The sequence below is a fragment of the Actinocrispum wychmicini genome (genome assembly GCF_004345645.1).
Lineage (GTDB): Bacteria > Actinomycetota > Actinomycetes > Mycobacteriales > Pseudonocardiaceae > Kibdelosporangium > Kibdelosporangium wychmicini.
In genome coordinates this window covers 840,571-862,876 of the sequence record NZ_SLWS01000003.1, presented here as the reverse complement: position 1 = coordinate 862,876, position 22,306 = coordinate 840,571, and the positions used below count along the sequence as shown (strand labels likewise).

Here is a 22,306-nt window from a genome sequence, read left to right as displayed (position 1 = left end):
TGTGAGCCAAGAATGGTCGGTCAGAGCCGTCGTCAGACGGCTGCTGACACGCGACGGACTGGCCGATCCCTACGCTGTGTACCGCGAGATCCGCAGCGCCGCTGATGCCGGCGCCGGCACCGGTCGCTTCCTGTTCCGGTACGCGGACGTCCGCGAGGCGCTGTACGACCGTGAGCTGAGCTCCGACCGGGTCTCCGCCATCCTGCGGCCACTACCGGCCGACCCCCGCCGCGACGCCGACCTGCTCGAACAGACCATGCGCGACATCGTCGTCTTCCGCGACGGCACGGAACACCGCCGGCTCCGCAAGCTGCTGATGTCGAGCTTCACCCCTCGAACGGTCACGCGGGCGCGGCCGCTGATCGAGCAGTTCGTGGACCGGCTGCTGGACCGGATGGAGCAGGGCGCCGCCAACGGTGACCCGGTGGACCTGCACCGCGGCGTCACCTATCCGCTGCCGGCTCTCGTTGTCGCAGCCCTGCTCGGCGTCCCCGACGACGACCGCGACGCGTTCCAGTCGTGGGCCTTGGACCTCGTGCTCGTCGTCGGTTCCGGCGAGATCACCCCTGAGCTCGCGGCGCGCGCCAACGACAGCATGCGGCGCATGCGGGAACTCATGGCGCGACTGGTCGAACAGCGTCGTGTCGAGCCCGGACCGGACCTCCTCAGCGCCATGATCGCCGCGTCGGACGACGGCGAACGGCTAACGACCGACGAGCTGTACGCCAACGCTCTGTTCCTCATGACCGCCGGTCATGAGACGGCGACGAACCTGCTCAGCAACGCGGTTCTGACCCTGTTGCGGCACCCCGACCAGGTCGCGTTGCTCCGGGCAGACCCGTCCCTGCTCAACAACGCCGTGGAGGAAGTCCTCCGGTTCGAGGGGCCGGTGCAGATCGCGGCGCGCATCGCCGACCGCGACCGCACCGTCTGCGGCATCGAGCTGAAGCAGGGCGAGCCGCTCGTGGTCATGCTCGGGGCCGCGAACCGTGATCCCGACGTGTTCACCGACCCGGACGAGTTCGACATCACGCGCTCGGACAACCCGCACGTCGCCTTCGCTCACGGTGCGCACTTCTGCCTCGGTGCGGCGCTCGCCCGCGCGGAACTGCAGATCGTGTTGCCGCGGATCCTGGACCGGTTCCCGAACCTCCGACTCGCCGAGGACGAGATCGAATGGCAACCGACATTGGACTTCCGCGGGCCGAACCGGCTGCTGGTGGTGTGGTGAACAGGGAAGCGAACGCTCTCTTCGAGCCGAAGTCGGTCGCCGTGTACGGCGCCTCGGCCACCGACCCTGGCAAGCTCGGCAACACGCTTCTGGCCAATCTCAGCGACAGTGAGGGGAACGGCTCGCTCGACATTGTGTGCGTCCACCCGAGTGCCGCACACATCGGTGGCCGGCCCGCGGTGCGGAGCCTTGACCGCCCCGTCGACCTCGCGGTGGTGTCCGTCCCGGCGCGCGCGGCCGAGAGCGCTGTGGCTGACGCGGTCGTGGGAGGGGCGAAGGTGCTCGTGGTCCTCTCCTCCGGGTTCGGTGAGGCGGGTCCCGAAGGTCGGGCGGTCCAGGATCGGCTGGTTGCCATGGCGCGCGGCGGGGGAGCGCGGCTGGTCGGCCCGAACTGCATGGGCGCGGTGAGCCATCTCGGCGGCGGTTCGTGGTTGAACGGCTCGTACTTCTGGTCCGTTCCGCGCCACGCAGGCGGACTGAGCTTCCTGAGCCAGAGTGGCGCGTTCGGCGGCATGTTCCTCGCGGAGGTGAGGCAACGCGAGCTCGGTTTCGCCAGATTCCTCAGCCTCGGGAACTCCGCGGACCTTGAGATCACCGAGGCCCTGCAGTGGTTCGGAGAGGACGACCGGACCGAGGTCATCGCGGTGTTCGCCGAGGGACTGCGGGACGGCCGGGCGTTCGTCGATGTCGCTGGCGCCATCACCCCGCACAAGCCCGTCGTGGTGCTCAAGGGCGGTCGCAGCAAGGCCGGTGCGCGGGCTGCCGCCGGCCACACCGGCACTCTGGCGGGCAGCAGCCGCGCCTACGACGCGGCGTTCCGCCGCGCTGGAGTCACCGCGGTGACGACCTCGGAGCAGTTCTTCGACACGCTGACCGCCTTCGCCACGCCGACGCTGCGACGTCACGGCCGTCGCGTCGCGATCGTCACCATCTCCGGCGGGCCTGGCGTCCTGGCCTCCGACGCCGCTGAGCGGGCGGGGCTGGAACTGCCTCAGCTGCCGGTCGAGCGGCAACATCGGATCCGCGCTCACGCGCCGGAATTCGCCGCGACCGCCAACCCGGTCGACCTCACCCCACAGTGCCGGCCCGACCAGTTCCCGGCAGCCATCGCCGAGGTGTACCGGGAGGAGTCGGTCGACGGTGTGATCGTCATCAACTGCGGACTCGACATCCGTGAGTTCGGAATCGGTGTCGCGGAGGCACACACCGCGAGCGGCAAACCGACCACGGCGTTCCTGCTCGACGTCCCCGCGGTCCAGAGCGTGATCGCCGGTGCGGGGATCCCCTGCCTCGCCTCGCCCGAGGCCGCCGTACGCGCCTACGCCGCAGGAGCCGCCCGGTGACCGCCTTGACCGAATGGGAGAGCAAGCAACTCCTCGGGCCGCGGCTGCCGGTGCCGCGCGAGGCCCGCACCGGCACGGTCGACGAGGCGGCGCGGCTGGCCACTGGATGGGGCTGCGCTGTCGTGGCGAAGGCCTCAGGGATCGCGCACAAGTCCGACGCCGGACTGGTGCGGCTGGGTCTCGATCCGGAATCGCTGCGGGCGGTCTGGCCGGCGCTCGCCGCGGCCGGTGACGGCACGGTGCTGGTCGCCGAGCAGGTGAGCGGCGAACTGGAGTTGATCGTGGGCGGCCGCCGGGACGACACCTTCGGACCGCTGGTCACGGTGGGATTCGGCGGCGTCGCGGCCGAGGTACTCGACGACGTGGCGGTCCTGCTCTCCCCGCCGCGTCCAGGCGAGCTGGAAGACGCGCTCGACGGCCTGCGCGGCGCTCGACTGCTCGCCGGCTACCGGGGCAGCCCACCCGTGGACCGCGCGCAGCTGGGCCGCGTGGTCGCGGCCGTCGCTGACCTGCTTGACCGTGATCCGAACGTCGTGGAGATCGACTGCAACCCGGTTCTCATCCGCGACGGCCAACCTGTCGTGCTTGACGCATTGGTGGTGAAACGGTGACCGCGACCCTGGGCACCTCGATCAACCCGTCCGCGTTACGCGAATCGGTCGAACGCAGCTACGCGGGCTCGTCGTTCCTGCGGGCCAAGCTGGACGCCGCCGGCATCAGCCCGAGCACGATCACCGACGCCGCCGACCTCACCCGGCTACCGTTCACCACCAAGGCGGACATCCGGGACACGCCGCTGGTCGACTACACGGCGGTCCCGCTCGCGGCGGTGGCCCGCGTCCACTCGTCGTCCGGCACGACTGGTCGCCGCACGGTCTGCGCCTACACGCTCACCGACATCGAGAACTGGACCGAGATGTTCGCCCGGTGCTACGCGTACGCGGGCGTCGGCAAAGGCGATCGCGTGCAGATCGCGGTCGGCTACGGGATGTGGACGGCCGGTGCCGGCTTCCAAGGGGGTGCGGAGCGCGCCGGCGCACTCGCAGTGCCGACCGGGCCCGGCAACACCGAGCTGCAACTGGAGATGCTGCGGACGATGGGCAGCACGGTCCTCGGTGCGACCTCGTCGTTCGCGCTGCTGCTCGCCGAACTCGTTGAGGCACAGGGCTTACAGGACCAGCTCGCGCTGCGCACCGGCATCCTCGGCTCTGAACGGTGGGGCGAGCGGACGCGTTCGGCGATCGAGTCCCGGCTCGGCATCACCACCTACGACATCTACGGCCTGACCGAACTGTGGGGCCCCGGCGCGGGCATCGAGTGCGCGACGCACGACGGCATCCACGTCTGGAGCGATCACTACCACGTCGAGATCGTCGACCCCGAGACCCTCGAACCCGTCCCACCGGGCACGCTGGGCGAGGTGGTCGTCACCACGCTGACCAAGCAGGCGACGCCGCTGATCCGGTACCGCACCCGCGACCTCACCTACCTGTATGCCGACCCGTGCCCGTGTGGGAGTCCCTACCCGCGCATCGCCCGGCTAGCGGGCCGCTCCGACGACCAGGTGAAAGTCCGCGGCGTGATCTTCCTGCCGGCCCAGGTGGACATGGTTCTCGCGGAGGTCGACGGCTGCGGCTCGGAGTTCCAGGCACATGTCGGCCGTGGGCTGGACGGACGTGACGTGGTCAGCTTGAAGGTGGAGGCCGAAGACCGGCCCGGCCTGTACGAGGAACTCGTTCACCGGTTGCGAACCAGGATCGGGCTCCGGCTCGATGTCGAGCTCGTGCCACTTGCGACGCTGCCGCGCAGTGAGCGCAAAACTCGGCGGGTCTTCGACCACCGCGAGCACTGACCCTTCCGGCGATCAAGCCTCGGGGGTGTCCACACCCAGCGGCCCGACGGCCGCAGCACCGCCAGGGGACCCAAGCGGTGCGTCCCGGCCGTCGAGGACGAGTTCGAAGAAGGCGCGGTTGTCCTCCCGGTCAGCCGGGTCGGCCGTACGGTCCGGGACGATCGCCTGCGTCGGACAAGCAATCTCACACGCGCCGCAGTCGATGCACTCGTTCGGCTGGATGTAGAGCTTGCGGCCGCCCTCGTAGATGCAGTCGACCGGGCACTCCTCCAGGCACGAGCGGTCCATCACGTCGACGCAGGCGCTGGTGATCACGAATGCCACTGATGTCTCCTTAAGTCAGGCGGCGGCGTCGGTCGAGTGACCGGGAAACAGTTGCGCGTCGGGGTCGATCACCGTGGCGGCGTTGTTGACGGCGAGCGCGACCTCGCCGAACCCCACCGCGATGAGCCGCACCTTGCCGGGGTACTCGGCGATGTCACCGGCCGCGTACACGCGCGGCAGGTTCGTCGCCATGCGGGTGTCGACGACGATGTGCCGGGTGCGCAGGTCCAGCCCCCACTTCGCGAGCGGGCCCAGGTGCGTGGTGAATCCGAGCGCGGCGATGATCGCCTGGGCTTTGACGTCCTGCGTGACTCCGTCGGACGTGTTGCGCACTGTCATCGTCTCGACCGCGTCGGCGCCGCGGACCTCGGTCACCTCGCTGTTGACCAGCATGCGCACGGTGCCGCGCTGGACTGCCGCCACCGTGCCCCGGTGAGCGCGGAACCGATCACGACGATGCACCAGCGTCACCGATCGCGCGATCGGCTCGAGCGTTGCCGCCCAGTCGAACGCGCTGTCGCCCCCGCCGACGATCACGACGTCCTTGTCGGCGTAGTCGTCCAGCCGCTGCACGAAGTAGGCGAGTCCGCGGCCCTCGTATCCGGTCGCGGCGGGCAGCGGCCGCGGTGTGAAGGTTCCCAGGCCGGCGGTCAGGATCACGGCCTTCGCCCCGATGGTGCTGCCGTCCGCGGTCGTGACCGTCGGCAGGCCGTCGTCGTAACCAAGCGTGACGGCCTGGCGGCCGAGTAGGTAGACCGGCTCGAACGGCGCCGCCTGGGCGACCAGGTTCTCGATCAGTACCCGGCCGGTGACCTGGGGGAAGCCCGCGATATCGAAGATCGGCTTCTCGGGATACATCGCGATGACCTGGCCGCCGAGTTGGGGCAGTACGTCGATCACCGCGGTGCGCAGGCCGCGGAAGCCGGCGTAGTACGCGCCATAGAGGCCGACTGGCCCGGCGCCGACGATCAGGACGTCGACCTCGGCTGGTGTTTCACTCACACGTCGACGGTAGGAACGGCGGCGGTGTGGCCCAACGGAATCGGTCCGCTCACCAGACTCTCTCGCGCGACGCCACGCGGCACGGTCTGCCAGGCTCGATCGGTGGAGGTGAGTCACGTGGCGCTGCTGTGGCTCGATGTGTCCGCCGGCGTCGCCGGCGACATGATGCTGGCCGCACTGCTCGACCTCGGCGTCGAGCTCGAGCCGGTGCAGGCCGCGGTGGACGCTGTGCTGCCGGGCGCGGTGCGGCTGGGCACCGAGGAGGTCGGGCGCGCCGGACTCCGTGCGCGGCGACTCCGAGTCGAGACGCTGGAAGCCAGCGCGCCGCGACGGACCTGGGCAGACCTGCGACGGGCGCTTGCCACCGCGGCTCTTCCGGAGCCGGCGCGTGATCGGGCGCTGCGTGCGTTCGAGCGGCTGGCACGGGCCGAGGCCGTCGTGCATGGCTGCCCAGTCGAGAAGGTGCACTTCCACGAGGTCGGCGCGGCTGATTCCGTGGCGGACGTCGTGGGAGTGTGCGCCGCGCTCGACACGCTCACCGTTGAGCGGGTGGTGGCCGGCCGCCTCGCGCTGGGATCCGGTCGGCTGCACGGCGAGCACGGTGACCTTCCCGTTCCGGCGCCCGCGGTGCTGGAGCTGGTCCGGGGCCGGCCGGTCTTCGCCGGCGGCGAGGGTGAACTCGCGACACCCACCGGTGCCGCCCTCCTCGCCGCGCTGACCGAACCTGGCGAACTCCCCGACATGGTGATCGACCGAGTCGGTATCGGTGCGGGGACGCGAGACGTGCCCGGTAGGGCCAACGTCGTCCGTGCGGTGCTCGGCACCACGAGCGCGTCGAGCGTGTCAGTGGAAGACGAGCTGGTGATCGAGTGCAATGTCGACGACCTTGATCCGCGGGTGTGGCCGACCGTGCTCGATGACCTGCTCACTGCGGGCGCGAAGGACGCGTGGCTCGTTCCGATACTGATGAAGAAGGGCAGGCCCGGCCATACGCTCACGGTGCTGTGCGCGGCGTCCGCCGCCGGCGCATTACGCCAGCGGATCTTCGCACTGACGACGACGATCGGTGTCCGCGAGACCCGGGCGACGAAACGCGCGCTGCCGCGTGCGGTCATCACCGTGACCGTCGCGGAGGTGGAGGTACGGCTCAAGGTCGCCCATGACGGGGGCCGGGTGCTCAACGCGATGCCCGAGTTCGACGACGTCGTGTCGCTCGCGCAGAGCAGGCGTCTGCCGGTGGCGACGGTCCTCGGTGAAGCCCACGCAGCGGCTGCTGCAGCGGGCATTGTCACCGGAGCGACGTGGCCGCCCTCGCCGGTGCCTTAGCCGTAGACCGGGCACGGCCATTGTCGGTTCGGGCCAGCTTCGAGAGTTGCTTACCTAATTATTGATTGCCAACTTGATCAGATCGTAAGCTGCATTGCCTGAAACCCCTGCCGCCAACACGGATACTGTGGCGCGTAGGGCTTTTCCGATCGGTAGCGCAGACACAACGACCGGCGATTCACCTGGTGCCAACCCGCGCAACGCGTCGCTATCATGATGGCGCCAATCGCTCATAATCTCGACGACTTCACTGAGTGACTGCGCGAGATAGTTGCCGTTGGCGTCGACAAGCTGAACGGCGCGAAGTGACAACCAGTCAATGAGTTCATGGGCGTAGTCCTTAGGATAGGCCATGAAGCTCACCAACTCCGGCCTGCCGCTATACCGCCATCCAGGAAGCCTTGGCTTGTCTTTACCCAATGTTTCCCGCTCATGACGATAGTACCGCGCATCGGTAGGTGGGAATGGGTTGTTGCTGGTTCCCAACTCTCGTCGATGCTCGTTCTGTACCATTTGACGTATGGCGTTAAACTGCTCCGGCCTGAACCGCCAGAGCGGTACTCCGGCTTTCGATGGGGGCAGTTGCTTCAGGGGGCCGGGGCACTCGTAACCGACGAAGTGCAGGTCCCACGCCGTCCCGGACCGAGTGTTCAGGTACGCGTATTCGCACTTGAGGTCGCGGAACACCACTGACTTAGGATGACTGAACACCAAGCTGACAAGTACAGCACCATCTTCAGCTTCTCGGGTCCTGCGTCGTACCGATTCGAGGAACTGGTCGTCCCATCCTACTAATCCGCCTATTTCGGTGGGCACCATGCAGAGCATACGCTCCAGTTGAGCACGTCCGCAGTGCCGCCGCGCGGCGGCTGCTCGGCCGCGCGTTGCAGGCAGCAACCCGACTACGGCGACCAGGCCAGCGACGACCAGCTCGCCGGAACCAGGGTTCAAGGTCGGCCGGCCAGGACACCCGCCCGCTTGGCGCAGCTTCAGCAGCGTGTTCCCCAATTACACAGCATGCCCGCGCCCTGACCTCGGCAACCCAGGATCGCACGTCGGACATTGCCGCAGCTCAACACCACCCAGAACGCCGGCGCCACTCACCATCAACCGCCACCTCGGGCCGCACACCACGAAGATGGGACGCCGGCACGGAACGTGTTGGCCCGTCCGCCCTCGGGTCGGGGGATTTCACGCCGACACCCCCACCCAGCACCGTATCCACCCCCACCAGCCGCCAACCGGTCACGACCCGTGATCGCACGCCTAGTTCAGAGACACCTTCCAAGGGGGTCGGAAACAGGCCCTTAGGGCGCGGCGATCTGCGCGGCCAGGTGGCCGGCGCCGTAACCGTTGTCGATGTTGACGACCGCGACACCCGGTGTGCAGGCGTTGAGCATCGACAGCAGCGGCGCGAGCCCGCCGAACGCGGCGCCGTATCCCACCGATGTCGGGACCGCGATGACGGGCGCACCCACCAGGCCAGCGACCACGCTTGGCAACGCGCCGTCCATGCCGGCGGCGACGACGATCGCGCGGGCGGCGCGCAACAAGTCGAGTTTCCCCAGCACCCGGTGCAACCCCGCCACTCCCACGTCGATCACCAGCTCGCTGGGCCGACCGAGATGCCGTGCGGTGAAGTGCGCCTCGACCGCGACCGCGGCGTCCGAGCTGCCGGCGGCGAGCACGGCCACCAGACCGCCGACCGCGGCGGGTGCCTCGCCAGGCCAGGCCGCGATCCGGCCCGTTGGTTCGTAGACCGCGTCCGGGAGGGCATCGGTGAGCACGTCGACCTGCTCGGGACGGATGCGTGTAAACAGCGTGGGCGTGCCCGCTCTCACGACCTGGCGGGCGATCTCGACGAGCTGGGCATCGGTTTTGCCCTCGCAGTAAACCGCCTCAGGGTAGCCGCGCCGCTCCCGCCGAGTTCCGTCGAGTTCGATCTGCTGCTCGGCCGGCAGTGGGTGTGAGCGCCACGTCATCGCGTCACGAACGGCAGGGTGAAGGCACCAGACTGCATCCCCGCCAAGTCCACCGTGACGAACCGGAAACCAGCGTCTCGGACGGCCTGCAGCATCGCGAGCCGAGCTGCGTTGAGGGCGTGCGGCAGGTCCTCGATCGGCAGTTCGACCCGCGCCACGTCGCCGTGGTGCCGGACGCGGCAGTCGGCGAACCCAAGCGCGTGCAGGGCACTCTCGGCCGCCTCGATTTGGCGCAGCTTCTGTGGCAGGACGGGTTCGAAATGCGGAATCCGGGATGCCAGGCAGGGCGACGCGGGCCGGTCCGCCGTGGGCAGGGCGAGGACGCGGGCCACCCGGCGTACTGCCGCCTTGTCCATGCCCGCTTCGGCGAGCGGACGGAGCACACCGTGCGCCATCGCCGCGCGAGCACCCGGCCGGTCCAGGCGCCGGCTGTCGTCGGCGTTCTCGCCGTACGCCACGGCGTCCAGCCGTTCCCGCTCCAGCACTTCGTCCGAGATGCGGCTGAACAGCTCGTCCCGGCAGTGGAAGCACCGGTCGGGGCCGTTGCGGACGTAGTCGGCCCGTGCCGCTTCGTGCGTCTCCAGTTCCAGGAGCGCGACACCGACATGGCTGGCGACCTCTCGCGCGGCGGTCCGTTCGGACGCGGGGACGCTCGCGGAGACACCGGTGATCGCCACGACGTTCTCAGGCCCGAGAGCGCGCGCGGCCAGCGCAAGCAGTACCGACGAATCGACGCCACCCGAGAGTGCGACGCCCACACGCTGATACGGCCGCAGTGCGGCCATCACCCGATCGACGAACACCGCATCCGATGTCATGCCGTCACCCCCGCACGACGTCCCGCGCCGGCGAAGCGCGCCGACGCCTCCGCTGCGCCTCGCAGCACGGCCCGTGCGAGCGCCGGGACGTCGGCGCGGACGGTAGGTACGGTCAACGACAGCGCGGCGACGACTTCGTGCCCCGCACCGCGGACTGGCGCGGCGACGCTCAGGTAGCCGTGCCTGGTCTCCTCGAACTCCTTCGCGAAGCCCGCCGCACGCACCTGAGCCAACGCCTTGGTCAGCTGCGCCGGTACGGTGATCGTGTACGGCGTCAGCCGGCGCAGCCCGCCGGCCAGGACAGCGTTCACCAACTCCGGACTGCCATGGGCGAGCAACACCTTGCCGGACGCGGTGCAGTGCATCGGCATCCGGCCGGCGATCCGACTCGGCTGTACCTGCGCCCGGCCGGTGATCTTCTCCACGTAGAGCACCTCCGTGCCACTGCGCACGGACAGATGGACCACGCCGCCGGTCATCCGCTGCAACTCGTCCATCACCGGGCGCGCCGCGTCCCGCAGCAGTCCTTGGTCGCAGACTCGCTGCCCGATCTCGAACAGCCGGATCCCGAGCCGGTAGCGGATGCCGTGGCGCTCGAGATAACCCCAGTGGATCAGCTCGGTGCACAACCGGTGCACTGTCGGCTTGTGCAGGCCGCTGCGCCGCACCAGTTCCGACAGCGAGAGCTCGGGATGGTCGAAGCTGAAGGCGTCGAGCAGCAGCGTGAGCTTGCCGAGCACGGAGTTGCCCGGGTCGACGTCGATGTCGACCGCGGCATCCTGCGACATCAGCGTTTCCTTCCGTTCACTCGGGACGGGCGAAGCTCGTTCCCCATGGCACCTCGATGACCGTCGGTCCATCCGCGACGAAGGCGTCCTTGAGCGCGATGGCGAGCTCCTCAGGCCGTTCGACCCGGACGCCGTGCGCCCCGTACGCCGTCGCAAGGGCGACGAAGTCCGGGGCCGGGAGGTCGACCGCGATGTCAGCGCCGTACTTGCCGAGCTGCTGCATCTTGATCATTCCGTAGGCGTTGTTGTTGGCGACGACGAACGGCAGCGCCAGCCGCTGCTGCACCGCGGTGCCGAGTTCGGCGCCGGTGAACTGGAAGGCACCGTCACCGGCGATCGATACGACCGATCGCGCGCCTACGCCGATCTTCGCGCCGATCGCTGCCGGCACACCGAATCCGAGGGTGCCCATACCCCACGGGAACAGCACCTGCCGCGGGGCCGCCACCGGGAAGGAGCCCAGCATGTCGGCCCAGAACAGCGACATGTCCGCGGCGATGACCGCGTCGTCCGGAAGTGCGCCGCGCAGCGCGTCGAACCACGGCCGCGTCGAGCCGACGCGCCGGTGTTGTGCCTCGACGTAGGCGCGCTGGGCGGCGGCCATCGCTTCGTCCGGTTTCCCGGCCCTGTCAACGCCGGAACGGTTGAGGTGCCCGAGGGCCGCGGCAAGGGCGAGCTTGGCGTCGCCGACCACCCGGTAGCGGGTGGGGATGTTGCGCTCGATCTCGGCGGCGTCGACGTCGATCCGGAGCGTTGTCTCCGGTAGGGCGAGCCCCCATTCCGCGGTCATGCCCTGGTTGAACCGGGTGCCGATCGCGACGACCGCGTCCGCCGTCGCCACCAGGCCGGTGACGTCGGCAGCGGCGATCCAGGACACGCCGCATGCGAGTGGGTGGTCGCCCGGGATCGATCCGACGCCCATACCGGTCGTCAGCACCGGCGCACCAAGGCGCTCGGCGAACGTGGTCAGCTCGGCGGCGGCGGCGGCCGTGACCACCCCGCCGCCGGCGATGACCAGTGGTCGCTCGGCTGCGGCAACGGCCTTCAGCGCCCGCTCCAGCTCCGTGGCCGCCTCGCTGCTCAGCTCCGTTCGCGGCCGGTCGTCCCATCGCACGCCGCCGGACTCCGGAGCCGTGACCAGCTCGTCCTGTACGTCCAGCGGCAGTTCGATCTGCACCGGCCGGGGACGCCCGGCAGCGAGCGCTTGGAAGGCGCGCTCACACACGGCGACAGTGCCGCCGGCCGCGTAGAGCCGCTCACTGTGCTTCATGACGGCGTCGACGACGTCGAACTGGCCGGTCAGCTCGTGCAGCAGCCCACCGTCATTGTCGATGTGCGCCTTTGCGACCTGGGTGCTGAGCAACAGCACTGGCGAGGAATCGGCGTACGCCTCGCTGAGGCCGGTCATCGCGTTCAGGACGCCACACCCTGGGAGCGTCACGACCGCCGCGGGACGGCCGGTCGCGCGCGCATAACCATCGGCCATGAACGCCGCACCCTGCTCGTGACGCACGGTCACCACGTGCATGTCCGACTTACGCAGCGCGTCGAACAGCGGCATGTTGTAGAGCCCGGGAATCCCGAAGGCCGTGTCGATGCCGAAATGACGGAGGTACCGGACGATTGTGGCCGCGACCGTGTCGTTGATCATTGACGTAGAGGCTCCCAAATTTCGATGAGAGTGTAATTTTCAGCACGGTACCCCGGGGTGCTCTCGATCACAAGGCCTTGCCGGTGAGAGCGCCGGCAGGAAGGGGCTGGTCCACGAGCGTGTGGCCTGGTGTTCCAGGTAGCCGGCGGTCCGGTGAGCGGACCCGGCTCGTTGACTCGCCGCGCGGTAGGTGTGACGTTCACTGCCATCAAAATTTCAGTCCAGTGGGGATGGCTGGCCCGGGCGTTAAGCCCGGTGACTTTCGGGAAGCGGGGAACCGCGTACATGTCGGATTTTGACGTCATCGTCGTCGGTGCGGGCCACAACGGGCTGTCCACCGCGGCCGTGCTGGCGAAGAACGGGTTGCGGGTCATCGTCCTCGAGCGGCACACCCGCCTCGGCGGCGCCTGTACCACCGACGAGGTGACGCTGCCGGGGTTCAAGCACGACCTGTACGGCTCGTCGCACGTGTGGATCCACGTCAACCCGGACTTCAAGGAGATCATCGCCGAACTCGTGGGCGACTTCGGGCTGACCTACATCTGGGCCGAGGACCACATCACCGGACACCCGATGAAGCACGGGCCCGGGATCGTCGTCCACCGCGACATCGACAAGACCTGCGCCTCGATCGCGCGATATTCGGAGCGGGACGCCCAGCGATACCGCGAGATCTACGACAACTTCGTCAACATCCGGGACGGGTTCGTGACCGGCATGTTCTCGCCGCCGAACCCGCCGAGCGTGATGTCGTCGATGCTGGAGACGACCCCCGAGGGCATCGAGATGCTGCGCAACTTCACGCTCAGCCCGCTCGATTTCGTTATGGAGAACTTCGAGAACGAGCACGTCCGCTCGTTCATCCTCAGCTGGGCGACGGCACCGGGCAACCGGCCGTGGCAGGAGGGCCGAGGCGAGCTGTTCTACATCATGATCCCGGCGATCCACGAGTTCGGCGAGTCGATTCCGCAGGGCGGCACCATCGAGCTCCCTAAGGCGCTCGCGCGGATGGTCGAGAACTACGGCGGCACCGTGCTCACCCAGGCCCCCGTCTGCAGGTTCCTGACCAACGGCGACGCGGTCACTGGTGTCGAGCTGGCGGACGGCCGCACCTTCACCGCGAGCAAAGCCGTCGTGACCACGCTCAACCCGAAGCTGTCCTTCGGGCCTATGTTCGACGACGGTGTGCTCGACGAGGATTTTCTCACCAAGGTAAGCAACTACAACCCTGGCGACTTCACCATCGTGCGCGGTCAGTTGGCGCTGAACGAACCGCCGAACTACCGCAACGGCGACGAGATGAACCAGACGCCGTTCCAGCGCATCGCCGGCTCGGTGGAGGACATCCGCAAGCAGTACGCCGAGATCGAACTCGGAATCGCCCCGACGAACCCGTTCCTGTGGGTCGCGTGCTGGACGCGCAAGGACCCGACCCGCGCTCCCGACGGCAAACACACGCTGATCGTCGACACCTTCGTGCCGATCGAACTCGCGGACGGATCAGACTGGGACGAGGTCGGCGAGAAGTACTTCTGGGGCGTGATCCTGCCGAAACTGCGGGAATACACGACCAACATGACGACGGACAACATTCTCGGCAGCTTCATCCAAACCGGCCCGAGCATCGAACGGGACAATCCGTGCCTGGTGAACGGCACGACCACCGGCGGGGCGATGCGCCAGTCGCAGGGTGGCGTCTTCCGGCCGTTCGCCGGCTACTCGGACTTCCGTGGCCCGCTGCGAAACCTCTACATGGCGGGCCCGTACTGCCACCCCGGTGGAGCGATCTCCGGGGCGGGCACGATCACCGCCAACGTCATCCTCGAGGACCTCGGCCTTCGCGAGCGGGAGCTGTGAACACCATGACCCGTCGCATCGAGAAGTACACCGCTCTGGTCATCCAGCCCGAGGTGACCGTCGCCCGCGACACCACGGGCATCCACGCCAACCTTGAGCGGATCACCCAGTTGATCGACTTCGGAGTCGGCTACTTCTGGGAGGTTCCGGTCCGGCTCGTGGTGCTGCCCGAGTACTTCATGCAGGGCGTGACCACGCCGGGCAAGGGCGAGGACGGCATCAAGCAGTTCCTCGACAAGGCGATCCGGGTACCAGGACCGGAGCTGGAGGTGCTCGCCGCGAAGGCACGCGAGTACGGCATCTACATCGCCGGCGGCGGGGTCATCGAGGTGACGCCCGAGTTCCCGGACCGTTGGTTCAACACCGCGTTCGTCCTCGACCCGAACGGCGATGTCGCGCTCAAGTACCACAAGTGGCACATCCCGGCCACGCTCGGCCTGGGGTCGAGCCCGCACGACCTCTACGACGACTATGGAAAGACCTACGGGAACTCGATCAAGGACCTGTTCCCGGTCATCGACACCGAGATCGGCCGCCTTGGCACGATGACCTGCCACGACGGCTGCACGCCCGAGGTCTCGCGTGCGCTCGGTTTCAACGGCGCGGAGGTGATCTGCCACCCCGGCGCGATCCAGGAGTTCGAAGGGGTCAGCCGCCCGTGGGACTTCTGGATGTTCACCCGCCGGGCGAGGGCGCACGACACCATGTGCTATCTCCTCGGCTCCAACTGGGGCCAGGTCAACTACGCGTACTACCCCAAGGCGTTCTGCCCCGGTGGATCGATGATCATCGACTACACCGGCATGGTGCTGCGCGAGGCGCCCTACCCGAATGAGCAGATCATCGCCGCGACCATCGACATCGAAGGCCTGCGTGAGCACCGTACCGTCGCCAACCACAACACGTGGATCGACGTGCGGACCGAGCCGTTCCGCGAGATGTACGACGACCCCATCTACCCGGCGAACCTCTTCCCGGACGGCTCCCCGCCGCGCAATCTGGCCGAGAAGGTCAACGGTGCCCGCGAGTCGATGCGGGTGTTGTACGGGCGGGGCCAGTTCGCTCCGCCGGCCGGCCTGACCGCCGACGACATGCCCGATCTACTGGCCTCCAGGGTGCGGCGGGCGCAGGATCGCGGCATCCTTCGGAAGGACTGATCCGGTATGCGCGTCGTGACCAAGCTCGCCCGGATGGAGTTCACCATCGGCGGGCTCGCCCGCGAAGGTGACGACCTGGTCATCACCAGTGGCGGTGACGAGCGCGCCATGAAGGTGAAGGCCTACATCCAGCCGGGCGACGTCATCGCCTTCCTGCGCGTCGCACTGCGTCCGGCCATCATCCGATACGTGTTCGGCCTGCCGCTGCTGCTGTGGCGACGGCGGCAGGGTGCCCAGGGCAGCCACAGTACGGACAGGAGGGCTGGATGGCGGCGGCGATAGTGCGGGCCTGGGGCAACTTCATCGACGGTGAGTTCGTGGCGTCGTCGGGCGACGACCGCACAGAGGTGCTCGACCCGGCCACCGGTGCGGTGCTGGCAACCGTTGCCCGGAGCACGGCCGAGGACGTCGACCGGGGGGTCGACGCCGCGGCAGTCGCATACGAATCTCGCTGGAAGCGCAGTACCCCGCGCGAACGGGCGCTGCTGCTCCGTGCGCTCGCCGCCGCGGTCGATGCCCATGCCGAGGAGCTCGCCGAGCTTGAGACACGGAACGTCGGCAAACCCATCCGGGAGACGCGTGAGCTCGACATCCCGGGCACGGCGGCCTGCTTCGACTACTACAGCGGGTGGACCGACAAGCTCTACGGCGAGACGATCCCGAACTCGTCGATGCCGCTGTTGAACTACACCGTCCGCGAACCGCTGGGCGTCGTCGGCGCCATCGTGCCGTGGAACGGCCCGCTGTCCATCGGCAGCTGGAAGGTGGCGCCCGCCCTCGCGGCCGGAAACACGGTCGTCCTCAAACCGGCGGGTGTGACACCGCTGTCCATGTTGCGGCTTGCCGAACTCGCGCGGGAGGTCGGGTTCCCCCCAGGCGTGTTCAACGTCGTCACGGGACCCGCCGCAGTCGGCGAAGCGCTCGTCAGGCACCGGCGCGTCGCGAAGATCAGCTTCACCGGTTCGACCGCGGTCGGCAGCCGGATCATGGCCCGCGCCGCCGACACGATGAAGACGCTGACCCTCGAGTGCGGTGGCAAGTCGGCGAACATCGTCTTCGCGGACGCGGACCTGGACGAGGCGATCGAGGCCACCCTCTTCGGGATCTTCCTCAACCAGGGCGAGGTCTGCGCGGCCGGTTCGCGGCTGCTGGTGCAGGAGGACATCCGCGCGGAGTTCGTGGACCGGCTCGTCCGGCGCGCGGAGCAACTGCGCGTGGGGGACCCACTCGACCCGGGCACCCAGATCGGGGCGCTGATCTCCCGATCCCACCTGGACTCCGTCCACGGGCGGGTGTGGGCGGGGATCGCCGAGGGTGCCGAGCTGGTCACCGGAGGGGCGCCGGTGGCGGTACCGGGGCTGATGGACACGTTCTACCGGCCCACCATCCTCGACGGTGTCGACAACGGCTCGACACTCGCGCGGGAGGAGGTGTTCGGCCCCGTCCTCGCGGTCATTCCATTCGAGACCGCGGACCAGGCCGTATGCCTGGCGAATGACAACATGTACGGGCTGTCGGCGAATATTCACACCAACAACCTCCGGGTCGCCCACACCGTCGCCGCGTCGCTCGAGGCCGGGTCGATATTCGTGAACCTCCCGGCCATCCCGTTCGCCGAGGCCCCGTTCGGTGGCTACAAGATGACCGGCATCGGCAAGGATCTCGGTCGCGACGGCATCGAGGCGTTCACAATCAAGAAGAGCATCGTGGTGGGTCTCGCCGAACCCGGGCAGCACCTGCGCTGGTACGACTGAATCAATCCGAACGGGACAGACGTGGCATACGTGGCAGGAAAAACGGCCGACGCGCTTCGGCGCGAACTCGGCGTCGACACCGTGGTCAAGCTCGGCTCGAACGAGAGCCCGATCGGGCCGTCGGAACGGGCGGTGGCGGCGGCCGGCCGCGCGGCCCGTACCGGACACATCTATCCGGGGATCGAACTGACGGACCTTGCGGCCGCCGTCGGTCGACACGTCGGGCTCGGTCCCGACGCGGTGGTCATCGGGAACGGGTCGTGTGACGTTCTGTTGGCGGTCGCGGCCGAACTGCTCGGTCCTGGCGATGAGGCGGTCGTCCCGGAACCGAGCTTCGCGATGTACCGGATCGGCGCCGAGGCCGCCGGCGCACGCGTCGTATCCGTTCCGCATTGTGACTACGCGTTCGACCAGGACGGCATCCTCGACGCGGTCACCGAGCGGACCCGCCTGCTGTTCCTGACCAACCCGAACAACCCGACAGGGCTGGCGTTGTCCCGCACCGAGATCGTCACGCTGCTCGACGCGCTGCCGCCCTGGGTGGTGGTCGTGCTCGATGAGGCGTACGGCGAGTTCGTCGATCCGGAGTCCCGTGTGGACGGAGTCGAGTTCCTCCGGGAGGGTTGCAGAGTCGTTGTCACCAGAACCTTCTCCAAGATCTACGCTTTGGCGGCGTTCCGCGTCGGATACGGGCTCGCGTCTCCGACGCTGGCCGGGGCGCTGCGCGCGGCGCAGCCGCCGTTCCATGTGGGCAGCGTCGCACTACGCGCCGCACAGGCAGCTCTGGGGGACACCGACCACATTGAACTGTCGCAACGCGTGAACCGTGAGGGGCGCGCCTATCTCACCGGCCGGCTGACGGCGCTCGGATTTCGGGTGCTGCCCTCGCAGGCGAATCACGTGCTCGTGGTCGGCCTGCACGACGTCCAGTCGCTCGACGCCGCTCTCAACCGGCAGGGCGTCATCACCAGACCGACCGGGCCGTCGTTCGGACTCGACGGGGGCCTCCGCATCACCGTCGGCACCCGCGAGCAGAACGAGCGCGTCGTCGCTGTCCTGTCGGACTGGCTCAGCGGGTCGTAGTCCGATCAGGACACGGGAAACACGGCGAGCCCGCCACCGTCGGCGGCGATCATGCCACCGGTCAGGTAACTGGCCGCCGGGCCGACCAGCCAGGCGATCAGTCGCCCCACCTCATCAGGGGTACCCGCGCGACCGAGTGGCAGCGACCGCTTGACCGCCGCGACGGTGTCCGGGTCCGCCAGTGGCTCGGCATTCATGTCGGTCTCGATGATCCCCGGAGCCACCGCGTTGACCCGCACCCGCGGCGCGAGTTCGACCGCCAGGGACCGGGTAAGGCCGAGGACGGCCGCTTTGCTGGCGCTGTAGGCGACGCTGTTCGAGGAACCGCGGACCGCGTTCATCGACGCGATCGTGACCATCGCACCAGCCCCGCTCGCCGCGAGTGCCGGCGCGATATGCCGGGCGAGCTCGACGAGCGCCACGACATTGACGTCCAGGATGCGGCGCACCACATCCGGCGTGTGGGACTCGAGCGCGCCCCGGAACGTCTCGGCGGCGTTCACCACGAGCACCTGAGGTCGGAGCTCCTCCGCCACCGCGCCGGCCCACGCCGCGACTTCGTCGAGGCTGCCCATGTCGACGCGGTCGCATCTGGACTGACGGGCCGCGTCCCTGATCGCCTGGGCGGTCACGCAGGCCGCGGCGTCGTTCGTGTGCCACGTGAAGGCGACGTCGAAGCCTTCCTCGGCCAGCGCACGACACGCTGCCGCTCCGATACCGCGCGAACCTCCGGTGACAACGGCCCAGGGCATGCTGGCTCCTCCGTTGACTTGATTTTGATGAGGGTGAAGAAGTTTGATGGAACAGTACTACGCTCGCATGCGCAGGAGGACGGTCTATGGATGACGAATTGGTTGGCGCGGGCGCGGTCGTCGACGGCGGACTGGACCGGCGCGAGGCAGCGGAGCGGGCGAGGCTTCTGGAGGTCGGCGAGTACGAGGTTCACCTGGATCTGACCCGGCTTGCCGACTGTCCGAGCTTCTCGTCGAGAACCAAGGTCGGCTTCACGTGCGGTGAACCCGGCGCGAGCACCTGGATCGATTTGGTCGCCGAACGGGTGACCAATGTGGAACTGAACGGCGTGGCGCTGGAGGGTGATGCCGTCGTGCGGCCCGGACGGATCAGGCTCGGGCCTCTCCTCGCCGAGAACACGCTGCTGGTGTGTGCCGAGCACTCGGCCGGGTCCGGGGCCACCGCGGGCCGAGGGCTCACCCGAACGGTGGATCCCAGCGACGGGCGGGTCTACGTCTGGAGCCAGTGTGAGGCCTTCGAGGCGCGGCGCATCTTCGCGTGCTTCGATCAGCCGGATCTGAAGGCGACGTTCCACCTGACGGTCGCGGTGCCGTCGGAGTGGATCTGTGTCAGCAACGGGATCAGCCGCGCGCCTGATCGTGGTGCGGACACGTGGCGATTCAGCCGTACGCCACGCCTGCCAACCTACGTGTTCGCCGTCTGCGCCGGGCCGTTCCATCAGGTGGAGGGCCGCTATCAGGACATTCCGATTCGCCTGCATTCGCGTCAGTCGCTGCGCGGGCAACTCGACCGGTCCGCCGAGGAGATCATCTCGCTGACACAGCGAGGACTCGCGCACTACGAGGAGCAGTTCGCAGTCCCGTACGCGGGAGACTCCTACGACTACGTGTTTCTGCCGGAGTTCGGCGGGGCGATGGAGAACTTCGGCTGCGTGTGCTGGACGGACGAGGTGATCTTCCGGTCCGAGCCGTCGAGCCTCACCCGACAGATGCGGGCGACCGTGCTGCTGCATGAGATGGCGCACATGTGGTTCGGCAACCTGGTGACGATGCGCTGGTGGGACGGACTGTGGCTGAACGAGTCGTTCGCCGATTGGGCCGCCTTCTCCGCTCTGGCCACGATCATCGGCGAGGGCGAGAGCTGGGCCAGCTTCTTGTACCGTCGCAAGCGGGGTGGCTACCGGGCGGACCAGGCGCCTACCACGCACGCCGTCAACGGCGCGGTGCCTGACATCGACGCGGCCGAAGCCAGCGTCGACATGATCACCTATGCGAAGGGCGCCAGTGTGCTCCGACAACTCGCCGCGACTATCGGCGAGGAGGCCTTCCGTGCCGCGTTGAGGCGATACTTCACCAGGAACGCGTGGCGGAACACCGAGTTGTCGGACCTGCTCGCCGAGGTCCACGCCGTTTCCGGGTTGGATGCGGCGTCGTGGGCGCGCGGCTGGCTCGAACGCAGCGGCACCGATCTGCTCACCGTCCATACGGAACACAAACGTGGCACATATACGGCGGTGAGCGTGCGCCACCGTACCCCTAGTTCGCCGCCTCTCGATCACCAGGTGCGGATCGGTGTCTACGACGACACCGGCAGCGGCCACCTTGCGCTGCGGCAGCAGCTGACGCTGCGAGTCAACGGTGACGGTGCGGAGCTCGCGGAACTGGCAGGCGCGCCAGTCGCGAGTCTGCTGCTGCCGAACGACGACGACCGGGACTTCGTCAAGATGCGGGTCGACCAGGATTCCACGGCGTCGCTCGCGCAGCCGTGGCGACTGCCGTTCGTATTACCTCGAGCGGTGGCGTTGACCACGCTGGAGGACATGATGGTCGACGCTCAACTGCCTGCCTCAGCGGTGGTCGACGCTGCTTGTGGCTGCGTGGATGTGGAGGACAGCCCGGCACAGCTCGAACAGGTCGTGTCGCTGGCGTACGACGCGGCGACCATCTGGACTCCGCCGGAGAAACGCGCGGAATCGTTGGGCCGGATCGCGGACGCTTGCCTGCGCCGGCTGGACGGGCCGGGTCACAGCCGACAGCTGACCCAAAGCCTGCGGTATGGGTTCACGCGCGCCGCCGTGCGGACTGATCATCTCGACCACGTTGCCACTCTGCTGGCACGGGACGCCGACGATCACGCGCTGAGGTGGCTGTGTCTCCAGCGTCTGGTCGGTGCGTGCTGGATCGGCGACGAGAAGCTCGATTCCGAAGCGACGCGCGATCCGGACCCGGACGCACCCGCGCGGGCCTCGATCGTGCGAAGTGCGCGTGGTACGGCAGGCGCCAAGGACCTCGGGCTGAAATTGATGTTCCGCGAGCACCTGCCCTGCCGCACGCAGCGTGAATGGTTGTCGGATGCCTTCTGGCAGCCCCTGCAGGGCGAACTGCTCGCACCCTACGTGCACGCGTACCTGGCGCAGATGAGGATGCTGCTCACCGAGGAACGGTACGACGCGTTGTATGCCGCGGCCGTGGCGTTCCCGCTCACCGTCGCCGCGGACGACTGCGTCGAGGGTCTCGCGGACCTGGGCAGCGACACCCGTGTGCCCGCCAGGATCCGCAAGATGCTGCTGGACCGCTGGGACTTGTTGCGACGGGCGACGCGAACTCATCGTCTCGCGCTCGCCGGCGACTCGGACGCGCCGACAACGTGCGGCAACCAATGAACAACCTCAGGTGGTATCACCATGACCGTGACTGGCGGACAGCATCAGATGCCCAAGGAGCCTTCGGTGGGGGCCCGGATCAGGCATGAACGCAAGGCCCGGAAGTTGACGTTGCGCGAGTTGGCGGCTCAGTGTGGTATTTCGGTGTCCTTCCTGAGTCAGCTTGAGCGGGATTTGGCTCGGCCGTCGGTGGGGACACTGCACAACCTCGCCGAGGCGTTCGGGTTGTCGATGGCGGATCTGTTGGCTGACGGCGATCCTGGGTCCTCCGGGTGGGGGCGGGCCGCTGGGCGGCTGGAGCAGAGTGCCCGCTATGCCGAGGTGGTGCGGGCCGACCGGCGGAAGACGATCATCTATCCCGGTTCCGGGATCCACAACGAGCTGCTGACGCCGGATCTCGGCCGGGCGTTGCAGATGATGTGGGTGGTCATCCCGGTCGGACAGGACACGGGGCCGGAGCCGTTGTCCCATGAGGGTGAGGAGTGCGGGTTGGTGATCCAGGGCCGGGTGGGGGTGTGGGTCGGTCCCGCGGGGGAGGAGGAGTACTACGAGCTGGGACCCGGCGACGCGATCTACCAGTTGAGCAAGCATCCGCATCGCAGTCGCAACATCGGTGATGTCGATGTCCTCATCGTCACCGCGATCACGCCACCCTCACTGTAGCGGTGTCGGCGTGCCCCGGGTTCGGTGAGCGGACCTCGATGTTTGACAGTGGTGGTCCAT

The 22,306-nt window shown here is 68.3% G+C and carries 20 protein-coding genes; 12 read left to right on the top strand and 8 right to left on the bottom strand.

Annotation, left to right across the window (positions count from 1 at the left end):
- Position 1 precedes the first annotated feature (1 nt).
- From EV192_RS17925 to EV192_RS17910, 4 genes are read left to right on the top strand one after another with little or no spacing between them, the layout of a single operon-like run.
- Positions 2–1,231, top strand: a complete 1,230-nt coding sequence (locus EV192_RS17925) for a cytochrome P450 (RefSeq protein WP_132116609.1) — start codon at positions 2–4, stop codon at positions 1,229–1,231.
- Positions 1,228–2,574 carry an acetate--CoA ligase family protein gene (locus tag EV192_RS17920; protein ID WP_165960437.1) on the top strand — a complete coding sequence of 449 codons (1,347 nt, stop codon included), beginning with the start codon at positions 1,228–1,230 and terminating at the stop codon, positions 2,572–2,574. The genes EV192_RS17925 and EV192_RS17920 overlap by 4 nt, the downstream gene beginning before the upstream one ends.
- Positions 2,571–3,185 carry an acetate--CoA ligase family protein gene (locus EV192_RS17915; RefSeq protein WP_165960436.1) on the top strand — a complete coding sequence of 205 codons (615 nt, stop codon included), beginning with the start codon at positions 2,571–2,573 and terminating at the stop codon, positions 3,183–3,185. The genes EV192_RS17920 and EV192_RS17915 overlap by 4 nt, the downstream gene beginning before the upstream one ends.
- Positions 3,182–4,426, top strand: coding sequence for a phenylacetate--CoA ligase family protein (locus tag EV192_RS17910; RefSeq protein ID WP_132116603.1), 1,245 nt, complete (start codon positions 3,182–3,184; stop codon positions 4,424–4,426). The genes EV192_RS17915 and EV192_RS17910 overlap by 4 nt, the downstream gene beginning before the upstream one ends.
- 12 nt (positions 4,427–4,438) lie before the next feature.
- Here EV192_RS17910 and EV192_RS17905 read toward each other — a convergent pair whose 3' ends face one another.
- Together EV192_RS17905 and EV192_RS17900 are read right to left on the bottom strand one after the other, a co-directional pair.
- A complete protein-coding gene (locus EV192_RS17905; RefSeq protein ID WP_132116601.1) occupies positions 4,439–4,750 on the bottom strand; it encodes an indolepyruvate ferredoxin oxidoreductase subunit alpha in 312 nt (103 codons plus the stop codon).
- A 15-nt stretch (positions 4,751–4,765) separates the two neighbouring features.
- Positions 4,766–5,752 (bottom strand): NAD(P)/FAD-dependent oxidoreductase, encoded by a 987-nt coding sequence (locus tag EV192_RS17900; protein WP_132116599.1) that lies wholly within the window; start codon positions 5,750–5,752, stop codon positions 4,766–4,768.
- Between the two features lie 117 nt (positions 5,753–5,869).
- Between EV192_RS17900 and larC the strand changes: the two genes are divergently transcribed.
- Positions 5,870–7,078: a nickel pincer cofactor biosynthesis protein LarC gene (larC, locus tag EV192_RS17895; protein ID WP_132116597.1), complete on the top strand. Its 1,209-nt coding sequence runs from the start codon at positions 5,870–5,872 to the stop codon at positions 7,076–7,078.
- Positions 7,079–7,132: 54 nt separating this feature from the next.
- On the opposite strand, the gene EV192_RS17890 is transcribed toward larC, so the two are convergent.
- From EV192_RS17890 to EV192_RS17870, 5 genes are all read right to left on the bottom strand, one after another.
- A complete protein-coding gene (locus EV192_RS17890) occupies positions 7,133–8,086 on the bottom strand; it encodes a hypothetical protein (protein WP_132116595.1) in 954 nt (317 codons plus the stop codon).
- Positions 8,087–8,385: 299 nt separating this feature from the next.
- Positions 8,386–9,060: a nickel pincer cofactor biosynthesis protein LarB gene (larB, locus tag EV192_RS17885; RefSeq protein ID WP_132116593.1), complete on the bottom strand. Its 675-nt coding sequence runs from the start codon at positions 9,058–9,060 to the stop codon at positions 8,386–8,388.
- On the bottom strand, positions 9,057–9,878 hold the full coding sequence (gene larE, locus EV192_RS17880; protein ID WP_132116591.1) for an ATP-dependent sacrificial sulfur transferase LarE: 822 nt from the start codon (positions 9,876–9,878) through the stop codon (positions 9,057–9,059). Before larE ends, larB begins: the two co-directional genes overlap by 4 nt.
- Positions 9,875–10,666 (bottom strand): IclR family transcriptional regulator, encoded by a 792-nt coding sequence (locus EV192_RS17875; RefSeq protein WP_132116589.1) that lies wholly within the window; start codon positions 10,664–10,666, stop codon positions 9,875–9,877. The genes larE and EV192_RS17875 overlap by 4 nt, the downstream gene beginning before the upstream one ends.
- Positions 10,667–10,682: 16 nt before the next feature.
- Entirely contained in the window at positions 10,683–12,317 is a 1,635-nt protein-coding gene (locus EV192_RS17870) for a thiamine pyrophosphate-binding protein (protein ID WP_132116587.1), read from the bottom strand.
- Between the two features lie 285 nt (positions 12,318–12,602).
- Between EV192_RS17870 and EV192_RS17865 the strand changes: the two genes are divergently transcribed.
- The 5 genes from EV192_RS17865 to hisC are packed head-to-tail and all read left to right on the top strand — an operon-like array spanning position 12,603 to position 18,168.
- On the top strand, positions 12,603–14,174 hold the full coding sequence (locus EV192_RS17865) for a phytoene desaturase family protein (RefSeq protein ID WP_132116585.1): 1,572 nt from the start codon (positions 12,603–12,605) through the stop codon (positions 14,172–14,174).
- Between the two features lie 5 nt (positions 14,175–14,179).
- The gene (locus EV192_RS17860) at positions 14,180–15,331 is read left to right on the top strand and encodes a nitrilase-related carbon-nitrogen hydrolase (RefSeq protein WP_132116583.1); all 1,152 of its coding nucleotides are present in this window, start codon (positions 14,180–14,182) and stop codon (positions 15,329–15,331) included.
- A 6-nt stretch (positions 15,332–15,337) separates the two neighbouring features.
- A complete protein-coding gene (locus EV192_RS17855) occupies positions 15,338–15,613 on the top strand; it encodes a hypothetical protein (protein ID WP_132116581.1) in 276 nt (91 codons plus the stop codon).
- A complete protein-coding gene (locus EV192_RS17850) occupies positions 15,598–17,085 on the top strand; it encodes an aldehyde dehydrogenase family protein (protein ID WP_132116579.1) in 1,488 nt (495 codons plus the stop codon). The genes EV192_RS17855 and EV192_RS17850 overlap by 16 nt, the downstream gene beginning before the upstream one ends.
- Before the next feature lie 30 nt (positions 17,086–17,115).
- Entirely contained in the window at positions 17,116–18,168 is a 1,053-nt protein-coding gene (gene hisC, locus EV192_RS17845; RefSeq protein WP_165960435.1) for a histidinol-phosphate transaminase, read from the top strand.
- Between the two features lie 5 nt (positions 18,169–18,173).
- On the opposite strand, the gene EV192_RS17840 is transcribed toward hisC, so the two are convergent.
- Positions 18,174–18,920 (bottom strand): SDR family NAD(P)-dependent oxidoreductase, encoded by a 747-nt coding sequence (locus tag EV192_RS17840; RefSeq protein ID WP_132116575.1) that lies wholly within the window; start codon positions 18,918–18,920, stop codon positions 18,174–18,176.
- A gap of 86 nt (positions 18,921–19,006) precedes the next feature.
- Between EV192_RS17840 and pepN the strand changes: the two genes are divergently transcribed.
- Both pepN and EV192_RS17830 read left to right on the top strand, forming a co-directional pair.
- A complete protein-coding gene (pepN, locus tag EV192_RS17835) occupies positions 19,007–21,583 on the top strand; it encodes an aminopeptidase N (protein ID WP_132116573.1) in 2,577 nt (858 codons plus the stop codon).
- Between the two features lie 21 nt (positions 21,584–21,604).
- Positions 21,605–22,246: a helix-turn-helix domain-containing protein gene (locus tag EV192_RS17830; protein ID WP_132116571.1), complete on the top strand. Its 642-nt coding sequence runs from the start codon at positions 21,605–21,607 to the stop codon at positions 22,244–22,246.
- Positions 22,247–22,306: the final 60 nt, after the last annotated feature.

Bases quoted from the DNA above. Each gene is read 5' to 3' on its own strand.
- EV192_RS17840 (WP_132116575.1), bottom strand. From the start codon at position 18,920: ATGCCCTGGGCCGTTGTCACCGGAGGTTCGCGCGGTATCGGAGCGGCA.
- EV192_RS17855 (WP_132116581.1), top strand. From the start codon at position 15,338: ATGCGCGTCGTGACCAAGCTCGCCCGGATGGAGTTCACCATCGGCGGG.
- EV192_RS17875 (WP_132116589.1), bottom strand. From the start codon at position 10,666: ATGTCGCAGGATGCCGCGGTCGACATCGACGTCGACCCGGGCAACTCC.
- EV192_RS17860 (WP_132116583.1), top strand. From the start codon at position 14,180: ATGACCCGTCGCATCGAGAAGTACACCGCTCTGGTCATCCAGCCCGAG.
- pepN (WP_132116573.1), top strand. From the start codon at position 19,007: ATGGATGACGAATTGGTTGGCGCGGGCGCGGTCGTCGACGGCGGACTG.
- larB (WP_132116593.1), bottom strand. From the start codon at position 9,060: ATGACGTGGCGCTCACACCCACTGCCGGCCGAGCAGCAGATCGAACTC.
- EV192_RS17830 (WP_132116571.1), top strand. From the start codon at position 21,605: ATGACCGTGACTGGCGGACAGCATCAGATGCCCAAGGAGCCTTCGGTG.
- larE (WP_132116591.1), bottom strand. From the start codon at position 9,878: ATGACATCGGATGCGGTGTTCGTCGATCGGGTGATGGCCGCACTGCGG.
- EV192_RS17850 (WP_132116579.1), top strand. From the start codon at position 15,598: ATGGCGGCGGCGATAGTGCGGGCCTGGGGCAACTTCATCGACGGTGAG.
- EV192_RS17870 (WP_132116587.1), bottom strand. From the start codon at position 12,317: ATGATCAACGACACGGTCGCGGCCACAATCGTCCGGTACCTCCGTCAT.
- EV192_RS17865 (WP_132116585.1), top strand. From the start codon at position 12,603: ATGTCGGATTTTGACGTCATCGTCGTCGGTGCGGGCCACAACGGGCTG.